23 protein-coding genes are annotated in these 17,683 nt (G+C 31.6%); 17 read left to right on the top strand and 6 right to left on the bottom strand.

Features of this window, described 5'->3' with window-relative positions; genetic code table 11:
• Window positions 1–27 precede the first annotated feature (27 nt).
• The 8 genes from IDG64_RS01545 (at window position 28) to IDG64_RS01510 (ending at window position 5,378) form a co-directional block, all read left to right on the top strand.
• Complete coding sequence (locus IDG64_RS01545; protein ID WP_000532966.1) at window positions 28–744, top strand: YebC/PmpR family DNA-binding transcriptional regulator; 717 nt, start codon at window positions 28–30, stop codon at window positions 742–744.
• Window positions 744–1,217, top strand: a complete 474-nt coding sequence (locus IDG64_RS01540; protein ID WP_000833481.1) for a cupin domain-containing protein — start codon at window positions 744–746, stop codon at window positions 1,215–1,217. Before IDG64_RS01545 ends, IDG64_RS01540 begins: the two co-directional genes overlap by 1 nt.
• A gap of 91 nt (window positions 1,218–1,308) precedes the next feature.
• Window positions 1,309–1,425, top strand: coding sequence for a hypothetical protein (locus IDG64_RS01535; protein ID WP_001789973.1), 117 nt, complete (start codon window positions 1,309–1,311; stop codon window positions 1,423–1,425).
• Between the two features lie 144 nt (window positions 1,426–1,569).
• Window positions 1,570–2,214, top strand: coding sequence for a ribonuclease FAU-1 family protein (locus tag IDG64_RS01530; RefSeq protein WP_000865624.1), 645 nt, complete (start codon window positions 1,570–1,572; stop codon window positions 2,212–2,214).
• 115 nt (window positions 2,215–2,329) lie between these two features.
• A complete protein-coding gene (locus tag IDG64_RS01525; RefSeq protein WP_000687412.1) occupies window positions 2,330–3,196 on the top strand; it encodes a LysR family transcriptional regulator in 867 nt (288 codons plus the stop codon).
• A gap of 59 nt (window positions 3,197–3,255) precedes the next feature.
• On the top strand, window positions 3,256–3,627 hold the full coding sequence (locus IDG64_RS01520; protein WP_142758962.1) for a hypothetical protein: 372 nt from the start codon (window positions 3,256–3,258) through the stop codon (window positions 3,625–3,627).
• A gap of 45 nt (window positions 3,628–3,672) precedes the next feature.
• Window positions 3,673–4,893, top strand: a complete 1,221-nt coding sequence (locus IDG64_RS01515) for a sugar efflux transporter (RefSeq protein ID WP_000367064.1) — start codon at window positions 3,673–3,675, stop codon at window positions 4,891–4,893.
• A complete protein-coding gene (locus IDG64_RS01510) occupies window positions 4,890–5,378 on the top strand; it encodes a DUF456 domain-containing protein (RefSeq protein ID WP_000152582.1) in 489 nt (162 codons plus the stop codon). Before IDG64_RS01515 ends, IDG64_RS01510 begins: the two co-directional genes overlap by 4 nt.
• Window positions 5,379–5,476: 98 nt before the next feature.
• On the opposite strand, the gene IDG64_RS01505 is transcribed toward IDG64_RS01510, so the two are convergent.
• The gene (locus IDG64_RS01505; protein WP_000842860.1) at window positions 5,477–6,166 is read right to left on the bottom strand and encodes a DUF1129 domain-containing protein; all 690 of its coding nucleotides are present in this window, start codon (window positions 6,164–6,166) and stop codon (window positions 5,477–5,479) included.
• Window positions 6,167–6,292: 126 nt separating this feature from the next.
• On the opposite strand from IDG64_RS01505, the gene IDG64_RS01500 reads away from it, so the two are divergent.
• The 4 genes from IDG64_RS01500 to IDG64_RS01485 all read left to right on the top strand — a co-directional run bounded on the left by IDG64_RS01500 (window position 6,293) and on the right by IDG64_RS01485 (window position 8,251).
• Window positions 6,293–6,736: a GNAT family N-acetyltransferase gene (locus tag IDG64_RS01500; protein ID WP_001259679.1), complete on the top strand. Its 444-nt coding sequence runs from the start codon at window positions 6,293–6,295 to the stop codon at window positions 6,734–6,736.
• Window positions 6,737–6,802: 66 nt separating this feature from the next.
• Window positions 6,803–7,192: an SA0632 family lipoprotein gene (locus IDG64_RS01495; RefSeq protein ID WP_206171275.1), complete on the top strand. Its 390-nt coding sequence runs from the start codon at window positions 6,803–6,805 to the stop codon at window positions 7,190–7,192.
• A 137-nt stretch (window positions 7,193–7,329) separates the two neighbouring features.
• Entirely contained in the window at window positions 7,330–7,629 is a 300-nt protein-coding gene (locus tag IDG64_RS01490; protein ID WP_000545115.1) for a hypothetical protein, read from the top strand.
• A 79-nt stretch (window positions 7,630–7,708) separates the two neighbouring features.
• Complete coding sequence (locus tag IDG64_RS01485; protein ID WP_000638620.1) at window positions 7,709–8,251, top strand: GNAT family N-acetyltransferase; 543 nt, start codon at window positions 7,709–7,711, stop codon at window positions 8,249–8,251.
• Between the two features lie 95 nt (window positions 8,252–8,346).
• Here IDG64_RS01485 and IDG64_RS01480 read toward each other — a convergent pair whose 3' ends face one another.
• The 4 genes from IDG64_RS01480 to IDG64_RS01465 form a co-directional block, all read right to left on the bottom strand.
• A complete protein-coding gene (locus IDG64_RS01480) occupies window positions 8,347–8,913 on the bottom strand; it encodes an LOG family protein (RefSeq protein ID WP_000820892.1) in 567 nt (188 codons plus the stop codon).
• A gap of 1 nt (window position 8,914) precedes the next feature.
• On the bottom strand, window positions 8,915–9,373 hold the full coding sequence (locus IDG64_RS01475; RefSeq protein WP_000148828.1) for a YaiI/YqxD family protein: 459 nt from the start codon (window positions 9,371–9,373) through the stop codon (window positions 8,915–8,917).
• Between the two features lie 2 nt (window positions 9,374–9,375).
• Window positions 9,376–10,059, bottom strand: coding sequence for a hypothetical protein (locus tag IDG64_RS01470; RefSeq protein WP_000358508.1), 684 nt, complete (start codon window positions 10,057–10,059; stop codon window positions 9,376–9,378).
• Window positions 10,060–10,230: 171 nt separating this feature from the next.
• Window positions 10,231–11,106 (bottom strand): undecaprenyl-diphosphate phosphatase, encoded by an 876-nt coding sequence (locus IDG64_RS01465; protein ID WP_000469890.1) that lies wholly within the window; start codon window positions 11,104–11,106, stop codon window positions 10,231–10,233.
• A 218-nt stretch (window positions 11,107–11,324) separates the two neighbouring features.
• Between IDG64_RS01465 and IDG64_RS01460 the strand changes: the two genes are divergently transcribed.
• Together IDG64_RS01460 and IDG64_RS01455 are read left to right on the top strand one after the other, a co-directional pair.
• The gene (locus tag IDG64_RS01460) at window positions 11,325–12,956 is read left to right on the top strand and encodes an ABC transporter ATP-binding protein/permease (protein WP_000737146.1); all 1,632 of its coding nucleotides are present in this window, start codon (window positions 11,325–11,327) and stop codon (window positions 12,954–12,956) included.
• Entirely contained in the window at window positions 12,953–14,626 is a 1,674-nt protein-coding gene (locus IDG64_RS01455) for an amino acid ABC transporter ATP-binding/permease protein (RefSeq protein ID WP_000857604.1), read from the top strand. Before IDG64_RS01460 ends, IDG64_RS01455 begins: the two co-directional genes overlap by 4 nt.
• Before the next feature lie 126 nt (window positions 14,627–14,752).
• Here IDG64_RS01455 and mgrA read toward each other — a convergent pair whose 3' ends face one another.
• The gene (gene mgrA, locus IDG64_RS01450) at window positions 14,753–15,196 is read right to left on the bottom strand and encodes a global transcriptional regulator MgrA (RefSeq protein WP_001283444.1); all 444 of its coding nucleotides are present in this window, start codon (window positions 15,194–15,196) and stop codon (window positions 14,753–14,755) included.
• A 226-nt stretch (window positions 15,197–15,422) separates the two neighbouring features.
• Between mgrA and IDG64_RS01445 the strand changes: the two genes are divergently transcribed.
• The 3 genes from IDG64_RS01445 to IDG64_RS01435 all read left to right on the top strand — a co-directional run bounded on the left by IDG64_RS01445 (window position 15,423) and on the right by IDG64_RS01435 (window position 17,682).
• Complete coding sequence (locus IDG64_RS01445) at window positions 15,423–16,349, top strand: CobW family GTP-binding protein (RefSeq protein ID WP_000794421.1); 927 nt, start codon at window positions 15,423–15,425, stop codon at window positions 16,347–16,349.
• A 102-nt stretch (window positions 16,350–16,451) separates the two neighbouring features.
• Window positions 16,452–17,360 carry an aldo/keto reductase gene (locus IDG64_RS01440; protein ID WP_000435107.1) on the top strand — a complete coding sequence of 303 codons (909 nt, stop codon included), beginning with the start codon at window positions 16,452–16,454 and terminating at the stop codon, window positions 17,358–17,360.
• Window positions 17,361–17,394: 34 nt separating this feature from the next.
• The gene (locus tag IDG64_RS01435) at window positions 17,395–17,682 is read left to right on the top strand and encodes a hypothetical protein (protein ID WP_000180416.1); all 288 of its coding nucleotides are present in this window, start codon (window positions 17,395–17,397) and stop codon (window positions 17,680–17,682) included.
• The last annotated feature ends 1 nt before the right edge of the window (window position 17,683 follow it).

Raw genomic sequence — 17,683 nt, 5'->3', positions numbered from 1 at the left:
TAAACAGTTCGAAAGCGAGATGACATTATGGGACGTAAATGGAATAACATTAAAGAAAAAAAGGCCCAAAAAGATAAAAACACAAGTAGAATATATGCGAAATTTGGTAAGGAGATTTATGTTGCAGCAAAATCTGGTGAACCCAATCCAGAATCTAACCAAGCTTTAAGGTTGGTGCTTGAACGCGCTAAGACATATTCAGTGCCGAATCATATTATTGAAAAAGCAATAGATAAAGCTAAGGGTGCTGGAGACGAAAACTTTGATCACCTAAGATATGAAGGATTTGGCCCAAGCGGATCAATGCTAATTGTTGATGCGTTAACAAATAATGTAAATCGTACTGCCTCTGATGTGCGAGCTGCTTTTGGTAAAAATGGCGGTAATATGGGTGTATCTGGATCAGTTGCTTATATGTTTGATCATGTGGCAACATTTGGTATTGAAGGAAAGTCTGTTGACGAAATACTTGAAACATTAATGGAACAAGATGTAGATGTAAATGATGTGATTGACGATAATGGATTGACAATAGTCTATGCTGAACCAGATCAATTTGCAGTCGTTCAAGATGCGCTTCGTGCAGCAGGTGTTGAAGAATTTAAAGTTGCTGAATTTGAAATGTTACCTCAAACAGATATTGAACTTTCTGAAGCGGACCAAGTAACATTTGAAAAATTAATCGATGCATTAGAAGATTTAGAAGATGTACAAAACGTATTCCATAATGTGGATTTGAAATAATGAAATCAGCAGAACAATGGATTGATGAATTGCAACTTGAATCACATCCTGAAGGTGGTTTCTATAGAGAGACAATTCGAGAAGTATTGAAAGATGGACGCAGAGCGCCGTTTAGTAGTATTTATTTTTTACTTACAGATGACAATATTTCGCATTTTCATCGAATTGATGCTGATGAAGTATGGTACTATCATGCTGGCGATTCTCTAACAATTCATATGATAAATCCGGATGGGGAATATACGACTGCAACATTGGGTACTGATATCCAAAATGGAGATGTATTGCAATATGTAGTGCCTAAAGGAACAATTTTTGCTTCTTCAATCGAATTTTCAAATACTTATAGTTTAGTAGGTTGTATGTGTCAACCGGCATTTGAGTTTAAGCAGTTTGAATTGTTTAAGCAATCTGAATTAATTACACAATATCCGCATCTTAAATCAGTGATTGAAAAATATGCTTTAAAATAAAAATGATCAATGAAGTGGTTTGAAGGTTGTTAATAAACCTTTGAGTCACTTCATTTTTGTATGTATTCTTGATTGAATCAGAATAGAATTGATGCTACAGCTGTTTTTAATGAAAATAGCATTAAATGATTTTGAAAACGATAAGAGTGTGTTATTTATATTTTTGAAAAATCACTTTTATGAAGAAATGTGTGTACTATCTAATTAATATTGTCTATTTTAAGTAAATTGAAGCGAGTTGTAGTAAAATAATAATAAATATTTTCATATGATTAACAAAAACTATAAAACTGTATCATGACATGACATCATTTATGTAGTTTTATATAATAATGACAAGGAGTTGGTGACTGTGAAAGTAAAGTATATAGATAAACGTCACTGGCGTCGCCTAATTGATAGGGAATACACAGAGGTAAAAGTTAATAATAATAGGTTTAAGGGTATTATAGGCTTAGTCACGATGAAAAAGGTTCGTGATCCTTTAGAGGTGACGGTAGTTGGACAAAATATCATTGTCGCAGATGACAATTATAAATGGTTGCAAATACTACCTGAAAAGAAACGTTATAGTATAACTGTAATGTTTGATAATAAAGGCAATCCATTAGAATATTATTTTGATATAAATATCAAAAATATAACGCAAAAAGGTAATGCGCGTACAGTAGATTTATGTTTAGATGTTTTAGCGTTACCAAGTGGTGAATATGAGTTGGTAGATGAAGATGACTTAATGTTTGCATTAGAAAGTGAGCAAATTACAAAAAAGCAATTTCATGAAGCATATATGATTGCACATCAAATTATGGCAGAGTTAGAAAATGATTTTAAAGGATTCCAAAAGAAAATCATGTACTGCTTTAATAAAATTAATGCAAAGGCTCAAAAAAATCATCAAAAGCCACAAAATAAAACTAATATTGAAAAAAGCAAACAAATAAAGCCTAAGCAATATAATCAAACTAAAAATCACCAACAACAAAAGAAAAACTAAGTAATTCAAGCTGCAGCCATGCCAATAAAATTGGTGAAATTATTCGTTAGTAATGAACTCTTGAATGCTCGTAGTCATGAAAGTTCAATAATTGAATAATTTATGGGGGGAAATTATGAAGATTGAAGACTATCGTTTACTAATAACATTAGACGAAACGAAAACGTTACGTAAAGCGGCTGAAATTTTATATATATCTCAACCTGCTGTTACACAAAGACTAAAAGCTATTGAAAATGCTTTTGGAGTAGATATTTTTATCAGAACAAAAAAACAATTGATTACAACAACTGAAGGAACAATGATTATTGAGCATGCCCGTGACATGTTGAAAAGAGAGCGATTATTTTTTGACAAAATGCAGGCACATATTGGTGAAGTGAATGGAACAATATCAATCGGGTGTTCTTCTTTGATTGGACAAACCTTACTTCCTGAAGTTTTGAGCCTATATAATGCCCAATTTCCTAATGTTGAAATACAAGTGCAAGTTGGTTCAACTGAACAAATTAAAGCAAATCATAGAGATTATCATGTTATGATAACTCGTGGAAATAAAGTAATGAATTTAGCTAACACACATTTATTTAATGATGATCATTATTTTATTTTTCCAAAAAATAGACGAGATGATGTTACAAAGTTACCATTTATAGAGTTTCAAGCTGATCCGATTTATATAAATCAAATAAAACAATGGTATAACGATAATTTAGAACAAGATTACCATGCAACTATTACAGTGGATCAAGTAGCAACTTGCAAAGAAATGTTGATTAGTGGTGTAGGTGTTACAATTTTGCCGGAAATTATGATGAAAAATATCAGCAAAGAACAATTTGAGTTTGAAAAAGTAGAAATTGATAATGAACCGCTGATTCGTTCGACATTTATGAGTTATGATCCGAGCATGTTGCAATTGCCACAAGTTGATTCTTTTGTAAATCTCATGGCGAGCTTTGTTGAACAACCAAAGGCGTAGTTTTAGACTAATTTAAGGTTTGTATTTAGTTTTAAACTATTCGGTTAAATTGAACGTAGTTGGTTGCTAATGCACCAACAGCAAAAGAGCCCCTAATTAATAAATTAAAAGGGGACAAAGGAACGCAGTTGATTGCTAATGCACCAACAGCAAAAGAGCCCCTAATTAATAAATTAAAAGGGGACAAAGGAACGCAGTTGATTGCTAATGCACCAACAGCAAAAGAGCCCCTAATTAATAAATTAAAAGGGGACAAAGGAACGCAGTTGATTGCTAATGCACCAACAGCAAAAGAGCCCCTAATTAATAAATTAAAAGGGGACAAAGGAACGCAGTTGATTGCTAATGCACCAACAGCAAAAGAGCCCCTAATTAATAAATTAAAAGGGGACAAAGGAATACAGTTGGTTGCTAACGCACCAACTGCATAAGAGCCCCTAATTAATAAATTAAAAGGGGCTCTAAGAAGCGGGGTTATGGATATGTTTGCAGCGTTATTACAAATAAAGAATTATAAACTCTTTGTTGCTAATATGTTTCTACTAGGTATGGGTATTGCGGTTACGGTCCCATATCTTGTTCTTTTTGCAACTAAAGATTTAGGTATGACAACAAATCAGTATGGATTACTTCTAGCATCTGCAGCGATTAGCCAGTTTACAGTAAATTCAATTATTGCTAGATTTTCGGATACGCATCACTTTAATAGAAAAATTATTATTATTCTCGCATTATTAATGGGTGCGCTTGGTTTTTCAATATACTTTTTTGTAGATACAATCTGGTTATTCATATTACTATATGCGATTTTTCAAGGATTATTTGCACCAGCAATGCCCCAACTTTACGCATCTGCTAGAGAATCTATCAATGTTTCAAGCTCTAAAGATAGAGCTCAATTTGCCAACACAGTATTACGTTCAATGTTCTCATTGGGCTTTTTATTTGGTCCATTTATTGGTGCCCAATTAATCGGATTAAAAGGCTATGCTGGATTGTTTGGTGGAACAATAAGTATCATTTTATTTACTTTAGTACTTCAAGTGTTTTTCTATAAGGATTTAAACATTAAACACCCTATTAGTACGCAACAACATGTTGAAAAAATTGCTCCTAATATGTTTAAAGACAAAACACTTTTATTACCATTTATTGCATTTATTTTATTACACATTGGACAATGGATGTATACGATGAATATGCCTTTATTTGTTACTGATTATTTAAAAGAAAATGAGCAACATGTCGGTTATTTAGCTAGTTTATGTGCTGGTTTAGAAGTGCCATTTATGATCATTCTTGGCGTTTTATCATCTAGATTACAGACTCGAACATTGTTGATTTATGGAGCGATTTTTGGTGGTTTATTCTACTTCAGCATTGGGGTATTTAAAAACTTCTATATGATGTTAGCAGGACAGGTGTTTTTAGCTATTTTCTTAGCGGTTCTTTTAGGAATTGGTATTAGTTATTTCCAAGATATCTTACCAGATTTTCCAGGATACGCCTCAACACTATTTTCTAATGCAATGGTTATTGGACAGTTAGGCGGTAACCTATTAGGTGGTGCTATGAGTCACTGGGTAGGTTTGGAAAATGTATTTTTTGTATCAGCAGCATCAATCATGTTAGGTATGATACTTATATTCTTTACTAAAAATCAAAAAATTACAAAAGAGGATGTGATATCAACATGACAATTATTTTATGGCTACTTATCATCGCTGCCTTCATGTTAGCATTTGTTGGGTTGATTAAGCCGATTATTCCTTCTGTTTTAGTATTATGGGTTGGCTTTTTAATCTATCAATTTGGCTTTCATAATCAGCATTTATCATGGGTGTTTTATGTATCTATGGCATTGCTAACAATATTAATTTTATGTGCCGACTTTTTAGCTAATAAATATTTTGTGAATCGCTTCGGTGGTTCTAAGTTTGGAGAGTATGCAGCTTTAATTGGTGTGGTTATTGGATGTTTTGTTTTACCGCCATTTGGAATTATTATTATACCTTTTATTTTGGTATTCATAGTTGAATTAATACAAGGCTATTCATTTGAAAGAGCAGTTAAAGTAAGTATAGGTTCAATCGTAGCATTTTTAACAAGTAGTATAGCTCAAGCAATCATTATGTTTATAATGATTGTATGGTTCTTTATAGATGCTTTATTGATTAATTAATAAAAAGCTTATTGCAAAATATGTTTTTCGGTAACTGTAATTTAGTGATTTTATCATTAACAGTACCAAATTCGCATATGATGTAATAAGCTTTTTGTTTATAAAAATGTATGAGAATGTTTTTTCGAAATATTTCTTTCAATGCGTAATCCAATAGGCATAACTATAAATGAAAATATAATAAATACCCAATTGCTTACCTGAATATATGGTCCAAAGGCAAGTAATGATTGTGGAATAAAGAATACATAGAAAAATCCTACAATTAGTAGAATGATTGCTAAATAGGTGAATATCCATATCCAATTTGAATTGTTAAAACACTGCAGTTGTATTGTTTTAAAACTAAACCATATAAATAAAAAGACAATAAAGAATCCAACGACTACTGAAAACGGGAATGAAACAAAATATAAATTACTTCCATTTTTTTCCATGAAAAATCCTAAAAATCCTTTGAGAAAACTAACAATCCCAATTAATAGAACGATGTGTTGATAGATATATTTAAAAATATTTTTAAATGTTTCATTAGGCATCGCTTTTAGTTCTTTTATTGCATGTGCTTTTGGGTCGTGATTGAAAAAATCTAAGGCTAATAAACCATGTTGTTCTGCGCTTAATAATTGTTTAAGTATACGGTTAATAATTAACTCTGTATCATGAGGATTGACGCGAAAGTCAGAGCGCATATAAGTCATATAATTCTCGAAGATTTCTCTATCAGTATTGCTTAATCTTAATGATTTAACATTATTTTCTTTTGTTAATTGCGCAGTACTTTTCATTGTTACTTAAGCGCTCCTTTAAAAATGTTTAATTCCAAATTAAAATGGAAATGATTTTATAGTATTAATAAGGTCAATCATATCATATTAAACGCATAAATATAACGATTAATATTGGAGAGGAAAATGAGGACACTTAATAAAGATGAACATAATTATATCAAGCAAATAGCTAATATACATGAGACATTATTGTCGCAAGTAGAATCCAACTATAAATGTACTAAACTGAGTATTGCTCTTAGGTACGAGATGATATGTTCAAGATTAGAACATACAAATGATAAAATTTATATATATGAAAATGAAGGTCAATTAATAGCGTTTATTTGGGGACATTTTAGTAATGAAAAAAGTATGGTTAACATTGAACTGCTATATGTTGAACCACAATTTCGCAAACTGGGAATAGCTACGCAACTGAAGATTGCGCTTGAAAAATGGGCAAAAACTATGAATGCAAAGCGAATAAGCAGTACAATTCATAAAAATAATTTGCCAATGATATCTTTGAATAAAGATTTAGGTTATCAAGTGAGTCATGTGAAAATGTATAAAGATATTGATTAGAATTAGGATTATGTTGCTAATTCATGTTAAAATTAAAAAAGATTTAATGACGTTAAGGAGTTTTATATGAAGAAATTAATCATCAGTATTATGGCGGTCATGCTATTTTTAACAGGTTGTGGTAAAAGTCAAGAGAAAGCCACTCTGGAAAAGGATATCGATAATTTACAAAAAGAAAATAAAGAATTAAAAGATAAAAAAGAAAAGCTTCAACAAGAAAAAGAAAAATTAGCAGATAAGCAAAAAGACCTTGAAAAAGAAGTGAAAGATTTAAAACCTTCAAAAGAAGATAACAAGGATGATAAAAAAGACAAAGACAAAAATGAAGATAAAGATAAAGAGGCATCACAAGATAAGCAATCAAAAGATCAAACTAAGTCATCGGATAAAGATAATCACAAAAAGCCTACATCAACAGATAAAGATCAAAAAGCTAATGACAAACACCAATCATAATTGAATTGCTTACTTGTTATAGATGAAAGGTACAGCGTTTTAAACCTTATTTTAAGGGTATGTATTAATTAAAATGTGGTCATGATTGAAATAGAACGTAAAAATAGACAACGTAATTAATAAAGGAGAGAAACGGCATGCATGAACAAGATTTTAGAATTTTAGAGGGTCAAGATATTACTTTGCCAGAATTAGGTAGAGAATTAGAAAATATTACAGGACATACGATTGCTGATTCTACTGGCGAAATTAAGCGTGTAATTGCACATTTACCAAACTTTGAGTCCGATACAGATACTTTTGTTGCTACATATCGTTTAAACCATCAACAAGATTTTATAGATGCAACTTTTACTGCGCTGAAATCAGATAGAGCACGTTTAAAAGAAGTGCCAGTTCATGTTGAACTTATAAGTTATATTTCTAAATCAAAATAAACTGCTATCTAAAACGCAAAGTTGATCAAAATATCGATTTTGTGTTTTTTATTGAGAAATTATATAGGAGTGTCAATCGATGATTTATTGTGAAACGGAGCGTTTAATATTAAGAGACTGGCATGAAGATGATCTGTTACCTTTTCAAAAAATGAATGCGAATTATGACGTACGTAAATACTTTCCAAGTTTATTGAGTTATCGTCGTTCAGAATTAGATATGAGAACTATGGATGCGGTTATTAAAGATTATGGCATTGGATTATTTGCTGTAGAAGATAAAGAGACACATCAATGGATAGGCTTTATAGGTTTGAATTATATTCCAGAAACAAGCGATTATCCATTTAAAGAATTACCGCTTTATGAAATAGGTTGGCGCTTGTTGCCAGAATTTTGGGGAAAAGGATTAGCAACTGAAGGCGCAAAGGCAACGTTGAAGTTAGCAGAAGAACATCAAATATACGATGTCTATAGTTTTACAGCAGAAGCAAATAAAGCTTCACAACGTGTAATGGAAAAAATTGGCATGACAGTGTATGATCATTTCGAATTACCCAATCTAAGTAAGTATCATTTATTAAAAAGGCAAGTGCGCTATTACATTAATCTTCGAAAGTGAAAAATTTATACATAAGCGTAACAAACACCCCTAACATTGTTTAGCTGATGATAACAATATTAGGGGTGTTTATTTATTTTTTAACCTTAGAATGATTAATCGTATGAACGAGTACCCAGAGGTTTGAAATTTAATATTGATTCAATTAATGATTCCTTAGTGTCGCATAACGGTGCAAGAGCACGATACTTAGGATCAATAAAACCTTCCTCAATCATATGGTCAATCATTGTTTGTAGTGGATTGAAAAAGCCATTAATATTATAAATGGCAATAGGCTTTTCATGGATACCTATTTGAGCCCAACTATACATTTCGAAAAATTCTTCTAGTGAACCTGCGCCACCAGGAGCCATGACAAATGCATCTGCAAGTTCTGCCATTTTATTTTTACGTTCATGCATAGAATCAACTAAAATTAATTCAGTTAAACGTTGGCTTGTGATTTCATGTTCATCTAACATTTTAGGCATGACGCCAATAGCTTTGCCGCCATGATCTAATACACCATCTTGAATGGCACCCATAATGCCAATTGACCCTGCACCAAATACTAATTCATAACCTTGTTCAGCAAAATATTTACCTAAATCGTATGCTTTTTGTACATATGAAGGGTCATGACCTTTGCTTGCACCACAATAAACTGCGATTCGTTTCATGTTAATCCAGCTCCTTAATTCGATGAATGACTTTTAATAGTGATTGTTCAAACACTTTTTGATCTTGCTTTGTAAAAGGTGGGGGACCTTTGTGGCGACCACCTTGTTTTCTAATTTGTGCATTCATATATCGTTTATCTAATAGTTGTTGAATATTTTTGGAATTGTATATCTTCCCATTATGATGCATGACAATTAAGACTTTGTCGACTAATAAACTTGCGAGTCCATAATCTTGAGTGACTACGATATCATCCTTCGTTGATAATTGAACAATTTTGTAATCAACTGCATCTGGTCCATCATCAACATATAATGTTGATACATGTGGAGGATATAATTGGTTCGAAAAATGGCTGAAGCTCCGAATAATTGTCACAAAAATGCCTGTCTCAGTTGTTAAATCTATAATAGAATCAACAACAGGACAAGCATCTCCATCAATAATAATATGTGTCACAATTATGCCTCTGTATTGTTTTCTTTATTTTGTTGAGAGGCGCTTTTGGCAACATAATCTTTATATTTTTTAAATGACTTGATGCGTGCTTTATCAGCTTCTTGTTGGCGTTTTTGTTCTTCTTTGTGTCGTTTTTCAATATTTTTTTGTAACTTTTTATTCATTTTAGCGATTTCTTTGCGATTTTTTTCAGCTAGTTTATCGCCTTTTTTCTCAGTTTTCTCATCTAATTTATTAGGTGTTAAGCCTGCTTTTTCTTCGTATTTTTGTGATTTTTTCATATCTTTAATACGTTGTATTTCATTCTTTTCGCGGGCTTTTTGCTCTTCTTTATGACGCTTTTCGATATTTTTTTGAAGTATTTTATTCATTTTATTAGCGTCTTTACGATTTTGTTTAGCTAATTTTTCGCCTTTTTTCTCAATATAGGCAGGATCATGTTCTCTAGCAAACTTTTTAAGTTCACGTTTATTTTCAAAATCTTGTTTTTTATCGCCGACATATTCTTTAACATCACTCGCTGTGTTACTGATTGCTGCAGATGTTTTTGAAGCAACTTTACTTGTAGCATCTGTAACTTTTTGTACGTCCGGATGTTGTTTGATACGTTTACGTTCAACAATTAACGGTACCAATACAATTGGTAATACATTAATCATAAATTTGATGACTTTTTTCTTATCCATAGATCTTGCCTCCATAATTACTTTATTAATTTTACATACCCTATGATACATCAATATAAACGATGATAGTAGTGAATCACTATTAAGTATTTCAGATGTTTTTTAAAAGAAGACAATAAAAACTGCCAATCAAGTGATTCCTTAATTGACAGTCTATATTTTAAAAGGAAATTAAATACCTTTACCAATGCCAAATCCGAAGTAAAGTATAGCAATAAAGATTACTAATACAATTCTGTAAATGGCAAATGGAATTAGTTTGATTTTGTTAATTAGATGCAAGAATGTTTTGATTGCAATTAGTCCAACAGTAAATGCAGCTAAAAAGCCTAAAATATAAAAAGGTATATCAGCAATCTGAATATCTTGATAATGTTTTAATAAAGATAAACCACTAGCTGCTAACATAATTGGAACAGCCATAATAAATGTAAAGTCCGATGCTGCTTTATGATTTAATTTCATTAATACCCCAGTTGAAATTGTTGAGCCTGAACGGCTGAAACCAGGCCACATAGCTACTGCTTGAGAGATACCAATTACAAATGCTTGGAAATAACTGATTTGATCTACTGTTTGTGGGTTTTTAACTTTAGCTGAGTATTTATCAGCAATAATCATATAGATAGCACCTACGAATAAGCCAATCATAACAGTTGGCACACTAAATAAATGTTCTTCGATGAAATCATCAAATAGTAAGCCTAAAATACCTGCTGGCACCATACCCACTAATACATGTAATAAATTTAAACGTCTTGGCTTTGAACGTCTTTGTTGATCGTTATCTCCTTCAACATGTTTGTGTTTACCAATATGTAAAATCTCTAAGAAGCGTTCGCGGAACACCCATGCTGCTGCAAAGACGGATCCTAATTGGATGACGATTTTAAATGTAAATGCTGACTGAGAACCTAAAAATTCAGATGATTTTAACCACATATCATCAACTAGGATCATATGTCCAGTAGAGGAAACAGGTGCAAATTCTGTTAATCCTTCGACGACCCCTAAGATAATACCTTTTATTAATTCAATGATAAACATAATGTACCCACTTTCATTACTCAATTTAATTTATTTAAATATCAAAATTACCATATCATGATAGCATATTCATTTAAAGACATGCTAGTTATAGTTATAATACTAGACTAAAGATGTATATATTCATTTTCTTTTACATGTAAAACTACAATATTTTATTGAGCTATTTAATTTGATTTTAAGGAAAACCTTTTATAATAGGTTTAGGTGATATAATTGTGAAAAAATTAACAACGATACTGTTTCAATATAAAATTTTTCCGGTACTCATGTTCTTGGTCAGTACTGGTCTCGGCATACTCGTTATAACGCAAAATATTTTAATAGCAGATTTTTTAGCTAAAATTATAAGACATCAATTTCAAGGTTTATGGATTGTATTATTTATTTTATTAGGTGTTTTATTTTTAAGAGCAACTGTGCAATTTCTAAATCAATGGTTAGGTGATACATTAGCATTTAAAGTTAAGCATATGCTTAGACAGCGGGTTATTTATAAAAATAATGGTCATCCAATCGGTGAACAAATGACTATACTCACAGAAAACATTGATGGTCTAGCACCTTTTTATAAGAGTTATTTGCCTCAAGTGTTCAAATCAATGATGGTTCCGCTCATCATAATCATTGCAATGTTTTTCATCCATTTCAATACCGCATTAATTATGTTAATAACTGCACCATTTATTCCTTTGTTTTATATTATTTTCGGTTTGAAAACCCGAGATGAGTCAAAAGATCAAATGACTTATTTGAATCAATTTAGTCAACGGTTTTTAAATATTGCTAAAGGTTTAGTGACGTTAAAGCTATTTAATCGTACAGAGCAAACAGAGAAGCATATTTACGACGATAGTACTCAGTTTAGAACTTTAACAATGCGCATTTTACGCAGTGCTTTTTTATCGGGTTTAATGCTCGAATTTATAAGTATGTTAGGTATTGGATTGGTTGCATTGGAAGCAACGCTAAGCTTAGTAGTATTTCATAATATTGATTTTAAAACTGCGGCAATTGCGATTATTTTAGCGCCTGAATTTTATAATGCAATTAAGGACTTAGGGCAAGCGTTCCATACTGGAAAACAAAGTGAAGGTGCCAGTGACGTTGTGTTTGAGTTTTTAGAACAACCGAACAATAATAATGAATTTCTATTAAAGTATGAGGAAAATCAAAAGCCATTTATTCAGTTAACAGACATATCATTTCGATATGATAATTCTGATAGATTGGTATTAAATGATTTAAATTTGGAAATATATAATGGTGATCAAATTGCACTTGTAGGTCCAAGCGGGGCAGGTAAATCCACTTTGACACATCTAATTGCAGGTGTTTATCAGCCAACAATAGGTACTATAAGTACAAACCAGCGTGATTTAAATATAGGAATACTTAGTCAACAGCCATATATTTTCAGTGCTTCTATAAAAGAGAATATTACGATGTTTAAAGATATAGAAAATAATACTATTGAAGAAGTGCTAGACGAAGTAGGTTTATTAGACAAAGTGCAATCTTTCACAAAAGGCATTAACACAATAATAGGTGAAGGAGGCGAAATGTTATCTGGTGGACAGATGAGACGCATAGAACTTTGCCGTCTTTTAGTTATGAAGCCAGATCTCGTTATATTTGATGAGCCTGCAACTGGTTTAGATATTCAAACAGAACACATGATTCAGAACGTTCTGTTTCAACATTTTAAAGATACAACGATGATTGTCATTGCACATAGAGATAATACAATTCGCCATTTACAACGACGTTTGTATATAGAAAATGGAAGACTGATTGCTGATGATCGCAATATTTCAGTAAATATAACAGAAAATGGTGATGACTTATGAAAACACGACTAAAATTTCAAGTAGATAAGGATTTATTGTTAGCTATAGTTGTTGGTGTTTGTGGAAGTTTAGTTGCGCTCGCCATGTTTTTCTTAAGTGGTTATATGGTGACACAAAGTGCACTTGGTGCGCCACTATACGCTCTGATGATTTTAGTCGTTACAGTAAAATTGTTTGGGTTTTTAAGAGCTATTACTCGATACGTAGAGCGCCTTATTTCTCATAAAGCTACATTTACAATGCTACGTGATATTCGGGTACAGTTTTTCGGTAAATTAGTAAATGTCATTCCTAATGTTTACCGTAAACTGAGTTCTAGTGATTTAATTTCACGTATGATTAGTCGTGTTGAGGCATTACAAAATATATATTTACGTGTTTATTATCCACCAGTCGTCATCGGTTTGACAGCGCTAGTTACAGTAATAGTATTGGCGTTCATTTCAATCGGCCATGCGCTATTGATTATGGTTAGCATGTTGTTTACTTTACTCATTGTTCCTTGGTTAAGCTCAAAAAAAGCACGTACTTTAAAGAAACATGCAGCTAATGAACAGGCCCGATTTTTAAATCATTTTTATGATTATAAAGCTGGTATGGATGAACTACGTCGATTTAATCAAATTAATCATTATCGAGATAATTTGATGGCTAAATTAAATCATTTTGATAAATTACAACTTAAAGAGCAACGCTTTTTAACGATTTATGATTTTATATTAAATATTATTGCTATGCTTTCGATTTTTGGTAGTTTAGTTCTAGGATTAATTCAAATTAATGCAGGCCAACTAAATATTATTTATATGACGAGTATAGTTTTAATGGTCTTAACTTTATTTGAACAAGCTGTACCAATGACAAATGTCGCGTATTATAAAGCGGATACTGACCAAGCATTGCATGATATTAATGAAGTGATATCTGTACCTTCTACTAATGGAAAAAACCGTCTTAATGATAAGTATGATGCAACGAACATTTATGAAGTTAAGGACGCTAGTTTTAAGTATTGGAACCAGCAAACGTATGTGTTGTCGGATATTAATTTTAATGTTAATAGAGGCGAAAAGATTGCGATTGTGGGGCCTTCTGGTTCAGGAAAAAGTACATTACTACAAATTATGGCTGGGTTATATCAATTAGATAGTGGCTCTATTCGTTTCGAAAATATGGATATGTTTGAAATAGATGACAAAGATAAGTTTGAATCGTTAAATGTCTTGCTACAATCTCAACAATTATTTGATGGTACAATACGTCAAAATTTATTTACCGATGAAAAAGATGAAGCGGTGCAAGCAATATTTAAGCAATTAGATTTAGAACATTTGGCACTAGAACGTCAAATTGACTTAGATGGTCATACATTATCTGGCGGAGAAATTCAGCGTTTAGCGATTGCAAGGATGTTATTAAAAGATACTGCATCAACATGGATTTTAGATGAACCAACAACTGCATTAGATAAACAAAATAGTTTAAAAGTTATGGATTTAATTGAAGCACATGCAGAAACATTAATTGTTGCTACACACGATTTAACTTTATTGTCACGTTTTGAGACCATCATTGTGATGATAAATGGTAAAATAGTTGAAAAGGGAAACTATCAACAATTACTCGCTAATCAAGGTGCTTTATGGAATATGATTCAATATAATGCATAAAAAAACTGCTTGATAGGCTAAGAAACCTTTCAAGCAGTTTTTTAACTAACAAGCTTACGCGTGCTAATTGTTTTTCTATTCTTAATAAATTCTAAACATTACTTTAATTGTCATGACAAAAGTTAATTATTTTTCCTTTGTTTCATCAAATGCATGAATGACTTTACCTAATAAGCGATTAAGTTCTTTAACTTCATCTTGAGATAAAGAAGAAGCTGAAGCGACTTTGTCAGATGCATTACTTAATTCTGGTCTAATAGTTTCACTTTTGTCAGTCAAGTGAATAAATACTTCACGTTGATCGACTTCGGAACGTTCACGCTTAATTAAGTCTACTTGTTCCATTCGTTTTAATAATGGTGATACTGTACCAGTATCGAGTGCTAATTCAGTTACGACTTTCTTGACGTTTACAGGAGATTCATCCCATAAAATTGTTAAGACAAGAAATTGTGGGTATGTTAGATTGTACTTCTTAAAAACTTTGTTAGAGTAGTAGCGATTAACTTGTCTTTGAGCATTGTACAAACTAAAGCATAGCTGTTCTTTTAAATTATGTTGATCAGACATTAAAGTTCTCCTCCAGACATACTATCCGTTTTTTTCTCTTTTCGGATTGGTAATCATTAAAAAGTTGATTGTTTATTAATTCACAACTTTCTTTGATTCAATGCCATGCTAAAATTAAAGTATGTTTAAAGTTTAGAAGATATTTTTGATTAAATCAAGCAAAAAGATAATTTAATATATATGTTATCATTTTTAAAAATAACTGTAATAGAAAAGAGAATATAAAATGAAAAATAATAAAGATGAAAAAATAAGAATATCCATAATTAACGGATTTTTGGGTAGTGGTAAAACCACGTTACTGACACATTATATTAGTGAATTATTAAAAAATGATGAGAAAATTAAAATCATCATGAATGAATTCGGTACTTTTGATATTGATAGCAATAGTATTTCAAATGAAATTGAAGTCCATTCATTGATTAATGGTTGTGTTTGTTGCGATCTTAAACAAGAACTTGTCTATGAACTAAAAGCCATTGCTTTAAAAGGGGACGTTAATCATGTCATCATAGAAGCGACAGGCATTGCGCATCCTTTGGAATTACTAGTTGCATGTCAAGATCCGCAAATCGTTAATTTCTTTGAAAAGCCGATTATTTATGGTGTATTAGATGCGACTCGATTTTTAGAACGTTATCAATATACCGAAAATACAGTTTCGCTGATGGAAGATCAGTTGAAACTAAGTGACATGATTATTATTAATAAAATTGATCTTATAACTGATGACAGTCTTGAGAAAATTGATAAGCAATTAGGTATGATTTGTGCAAGTATTCCAACTTATAAAACAACCTATGGAAAAGTTTCGTTGGAAGAATTGGACTTAACTGTTAAAGACAGAGAGATATCGTCTCATCATCACCATCATCATGGGATTAAAAGTATGACTTACACGTTTACAGGTCCGATTGATCGTCAATTGTTTTATCAATTTATAATGAAATTACCGGAATCTGTTCTACGTTTGAAAGGTTATGTGTCATTTAGAGATCAACCAAATGCAATTTATGAATTTCAATATGCATATGGTTTACCAGACTATGGAATAATTGACATGCAATTACCATTAACGATTGTTATTATTGGTGAAACTTTAGATACAAATCACATACGTAATCAATTGGATATGCTACAATTTACGTAAATCAGAAAATGTGTTGTTTCAATTTAACGGAAATAGCACATTAATTTCTTAATACTTTTATTGTGAATATTTTGTGACATTGAGGGATGGAGTGGATGAGATATGGAACAAATAATGATTAATCACTATGTTCATTTTTCTAGGCTTGTACAAGGTTTTTGGCGTGCAAATGAATGGAAGATGACTGCGAAAGAGTTAAATTATTTTATAAATGAATTAGTTGAACGTGGAATTACAACGATGGATCATGCTGATATTTATGGGGATTATCAATGTGAATCACTGTTTGGTAATGCTTTGGATTTATCACCCGAATTAAGAAATAAAATTCAAATTGTTACGAAATGTGGTATCATTTTGCCTTCTAAGCAATTTGATTTTACAAATGGACATCGTTATGATTTGAGTAGTAAGCACATCGTGAAATCTGTTGAACAGTCATTAATCAATTTGAATGTAGATTATTTAGATAGTCTACTCATTCATCGTCCTTCACCATTGATGGATCCAGAACAAGTTGCTGATGCATTAACTAAACTTGTTAAACAAGGTAAGTTGAAGTCATTCGGGGTGTCGAATTTTAATCATTCACAATACCAATTGTTAAATCAATATATTATGAAAGAAAGACTACATATTAGCATCAATCAATTAGAATTATCGCCATATCACGTTGATAGTTTACAAGATGGAACAATGGATTCAATGTATCAAAACCATGTTCAAATTATGGCTTGGAGTCCTTTTGCAGGCGGTAAAATTTTCGACAAGGAAGATATTAAAGCGCAACGTATTATGAAAGTTGTTCAATCAATAGCTGACAAATATGGTGTGAGTGACACAGCTGTGATGATAGCATGGTTAGTAAAAATACCGCATCGTATCATGCCGATACTTGGAACAAGTCAGTTAAAGCGTATTGATCAAGCAATCGAAGGGCTACAACTTAATTTAGATGATCAGTCGTGGTTTGACATTTACACCGCTATTATCGGACAAGATATTCCGTAAACTTATTTACTTTTAAATCATAAAGGAGCATATCATGACAAACGAAGATAAACGTTTCGAACAATTAAGATTTGAACGCAAATTTATAGTTATTCCGTATTTAATTTATGCAGTCATTGTATTACTATTAAATATTTTCTATTCTGATTTGAAAATAACAATGACATTATTCGGACTTTTCTTTGCGTATAATGTAGTCATTTTGTTCATAGCATTTATTAAACATTATAAACGCACATTGTTACTAAGTCTTATATTAACAGTGCTTAGTGGCGCGGCATTCTTTGGAATTATTTATGTTTATGGCATTAATCATTTTTAAA

This window comes from Staphylococcus sp. EG-SA-15, from assembly GCF_017151895.1.
GTDB classification, from domain to species: domain Bacteria; phylum Bacillota; class Bacilli; order Staphylococcales; family Staphylococcaceae; genus Staphylococcus; species Staphylococcus aureus.
This window is presented reverse-complemented; position numbering and strand designations above follow the sequence as displayed.

Coding starts and splice junctions, on each gene's coding strand:
- IDG64_RS01480 (WP_000820892.1), bottom strand. CDS start 8,913: ATGAAACGAATCGCAGTTTATTGTGGTGCAAGCAAAGGTCATGACCCT.
- IDG64_RS01505 (WP_000842860.1), bottom strand. CDS start 6,166: ATGAAAAGTACTGCGCAATTAACAAAAGAAAATAATGTTAAATCATTA.
- IDG64_RS01445 (WP_000794421.1), top strand. CDS start 15,423: ATGAAAAATAATAAAGATGAAAAAATAAGAATATCCATAATTAACGGA.
- IDG64_RS01500 (WP_001259679.1), top strand. CDS start 6,293: ATGAGGACACTTAATAAAGATGAACATAATTATATCAAGCAAATAGCT.
- IDG64_RS01540 (WP_000833481.1), top strand. CDS start 744: ATGAAATCAGCAGAACAATGGATTGATGAATTGCAACTTGAATCACAT.
- IDG64_RS01470 (WP_000358508.1), bottom strand. CDS start 10,059: ATGGATAAGAAAAAAGTCATCAAATTTATGATTAATGTATTACCAATT.
- IDG64_RS01525 (WP_000687412.1), top strand. CDS start 2,330: ATGAAGATTGAAGACTATCGTTTACTAATAACATTAGACGAAACGAAA.
- IDG64_RS01455 (WP_000857604.1), top strand. CDS start 12,953: ATGAAAACACGACTAAAATTTCAAGTAGATAAGGATTTATTGTTAGCT.
- IDG64_RS01485 (WP_000638620.1), top strand. CDS start 7,709: ATGATTTATTGTGAAACGGAGCGTTTAATATTAAGAGACTGGCATGAA.
- IDG64_RS01515 (WP_000367064.1), top strand. CDS start 3,673: ATGGATATGTTTGCAGCGTTATTACAAATAAAGAATTATAAACTCTTT.
- IDG64_RS01495 (WP_206171275.1), top strand. CDS start 6,803: ATGAAGAAATTAATCATCAGTATTATGGCGGTCATGCTATTTTTAACA.
- IDG64_RS01440 (WP_000435107.1), top strand. CDS start 16,452: ATGGAACAAATAATGATTAATCACTATGTTCATTTTTCTAGGCTTGTA.
- mgrA (WP_001283444.1), bottom strand. CDS start 15,196: ATGTCTGATCAACATAATTTAAAAGAACAGCTATGCTTTAGTTTGTAC.
- IDG64_RS01465 (WP_000469890.1), bottom strand. CDS start 11,106: ATGTTTATCATTGAATTAATAAAAGGTATTATCTTAGGGGTCGTCGAA.
- IDG64_RS01490 (WP_000545115.1), top strand. CDS start 7,330: ATGCATGAACAAGATTTTAGAATTTTAGAGGGTCAAGATATTACTTTG.
- IDG64_RS01435 (WP_000180416.1), top strand. CDS start 17,395: ATGACAAACGAAGATAAACGTTTCGAACAATTAAGATTTGAACGCAAA.
- IDG64_RS01510 (WP_000152582.1), top strand. CDS start 4,890: ATGACAATTATTTTATGGCTACTTATCATCGCTGCCTTCATGTTAGCA.
- IDG64_RS01535 (WP_001789973.1), top strand. CDS start 1,309: ATGCTACAGCTGTTTTTAATGAAAATAGCATTAAATGATTTTGAAAAC.
- IDG64_RS01545 (WP_000532966.1), top strand. CDS start 28: ATGGGACGTAAATGGAATAACATTAAAGAAAAAAAGGCCCAAAAAGAT.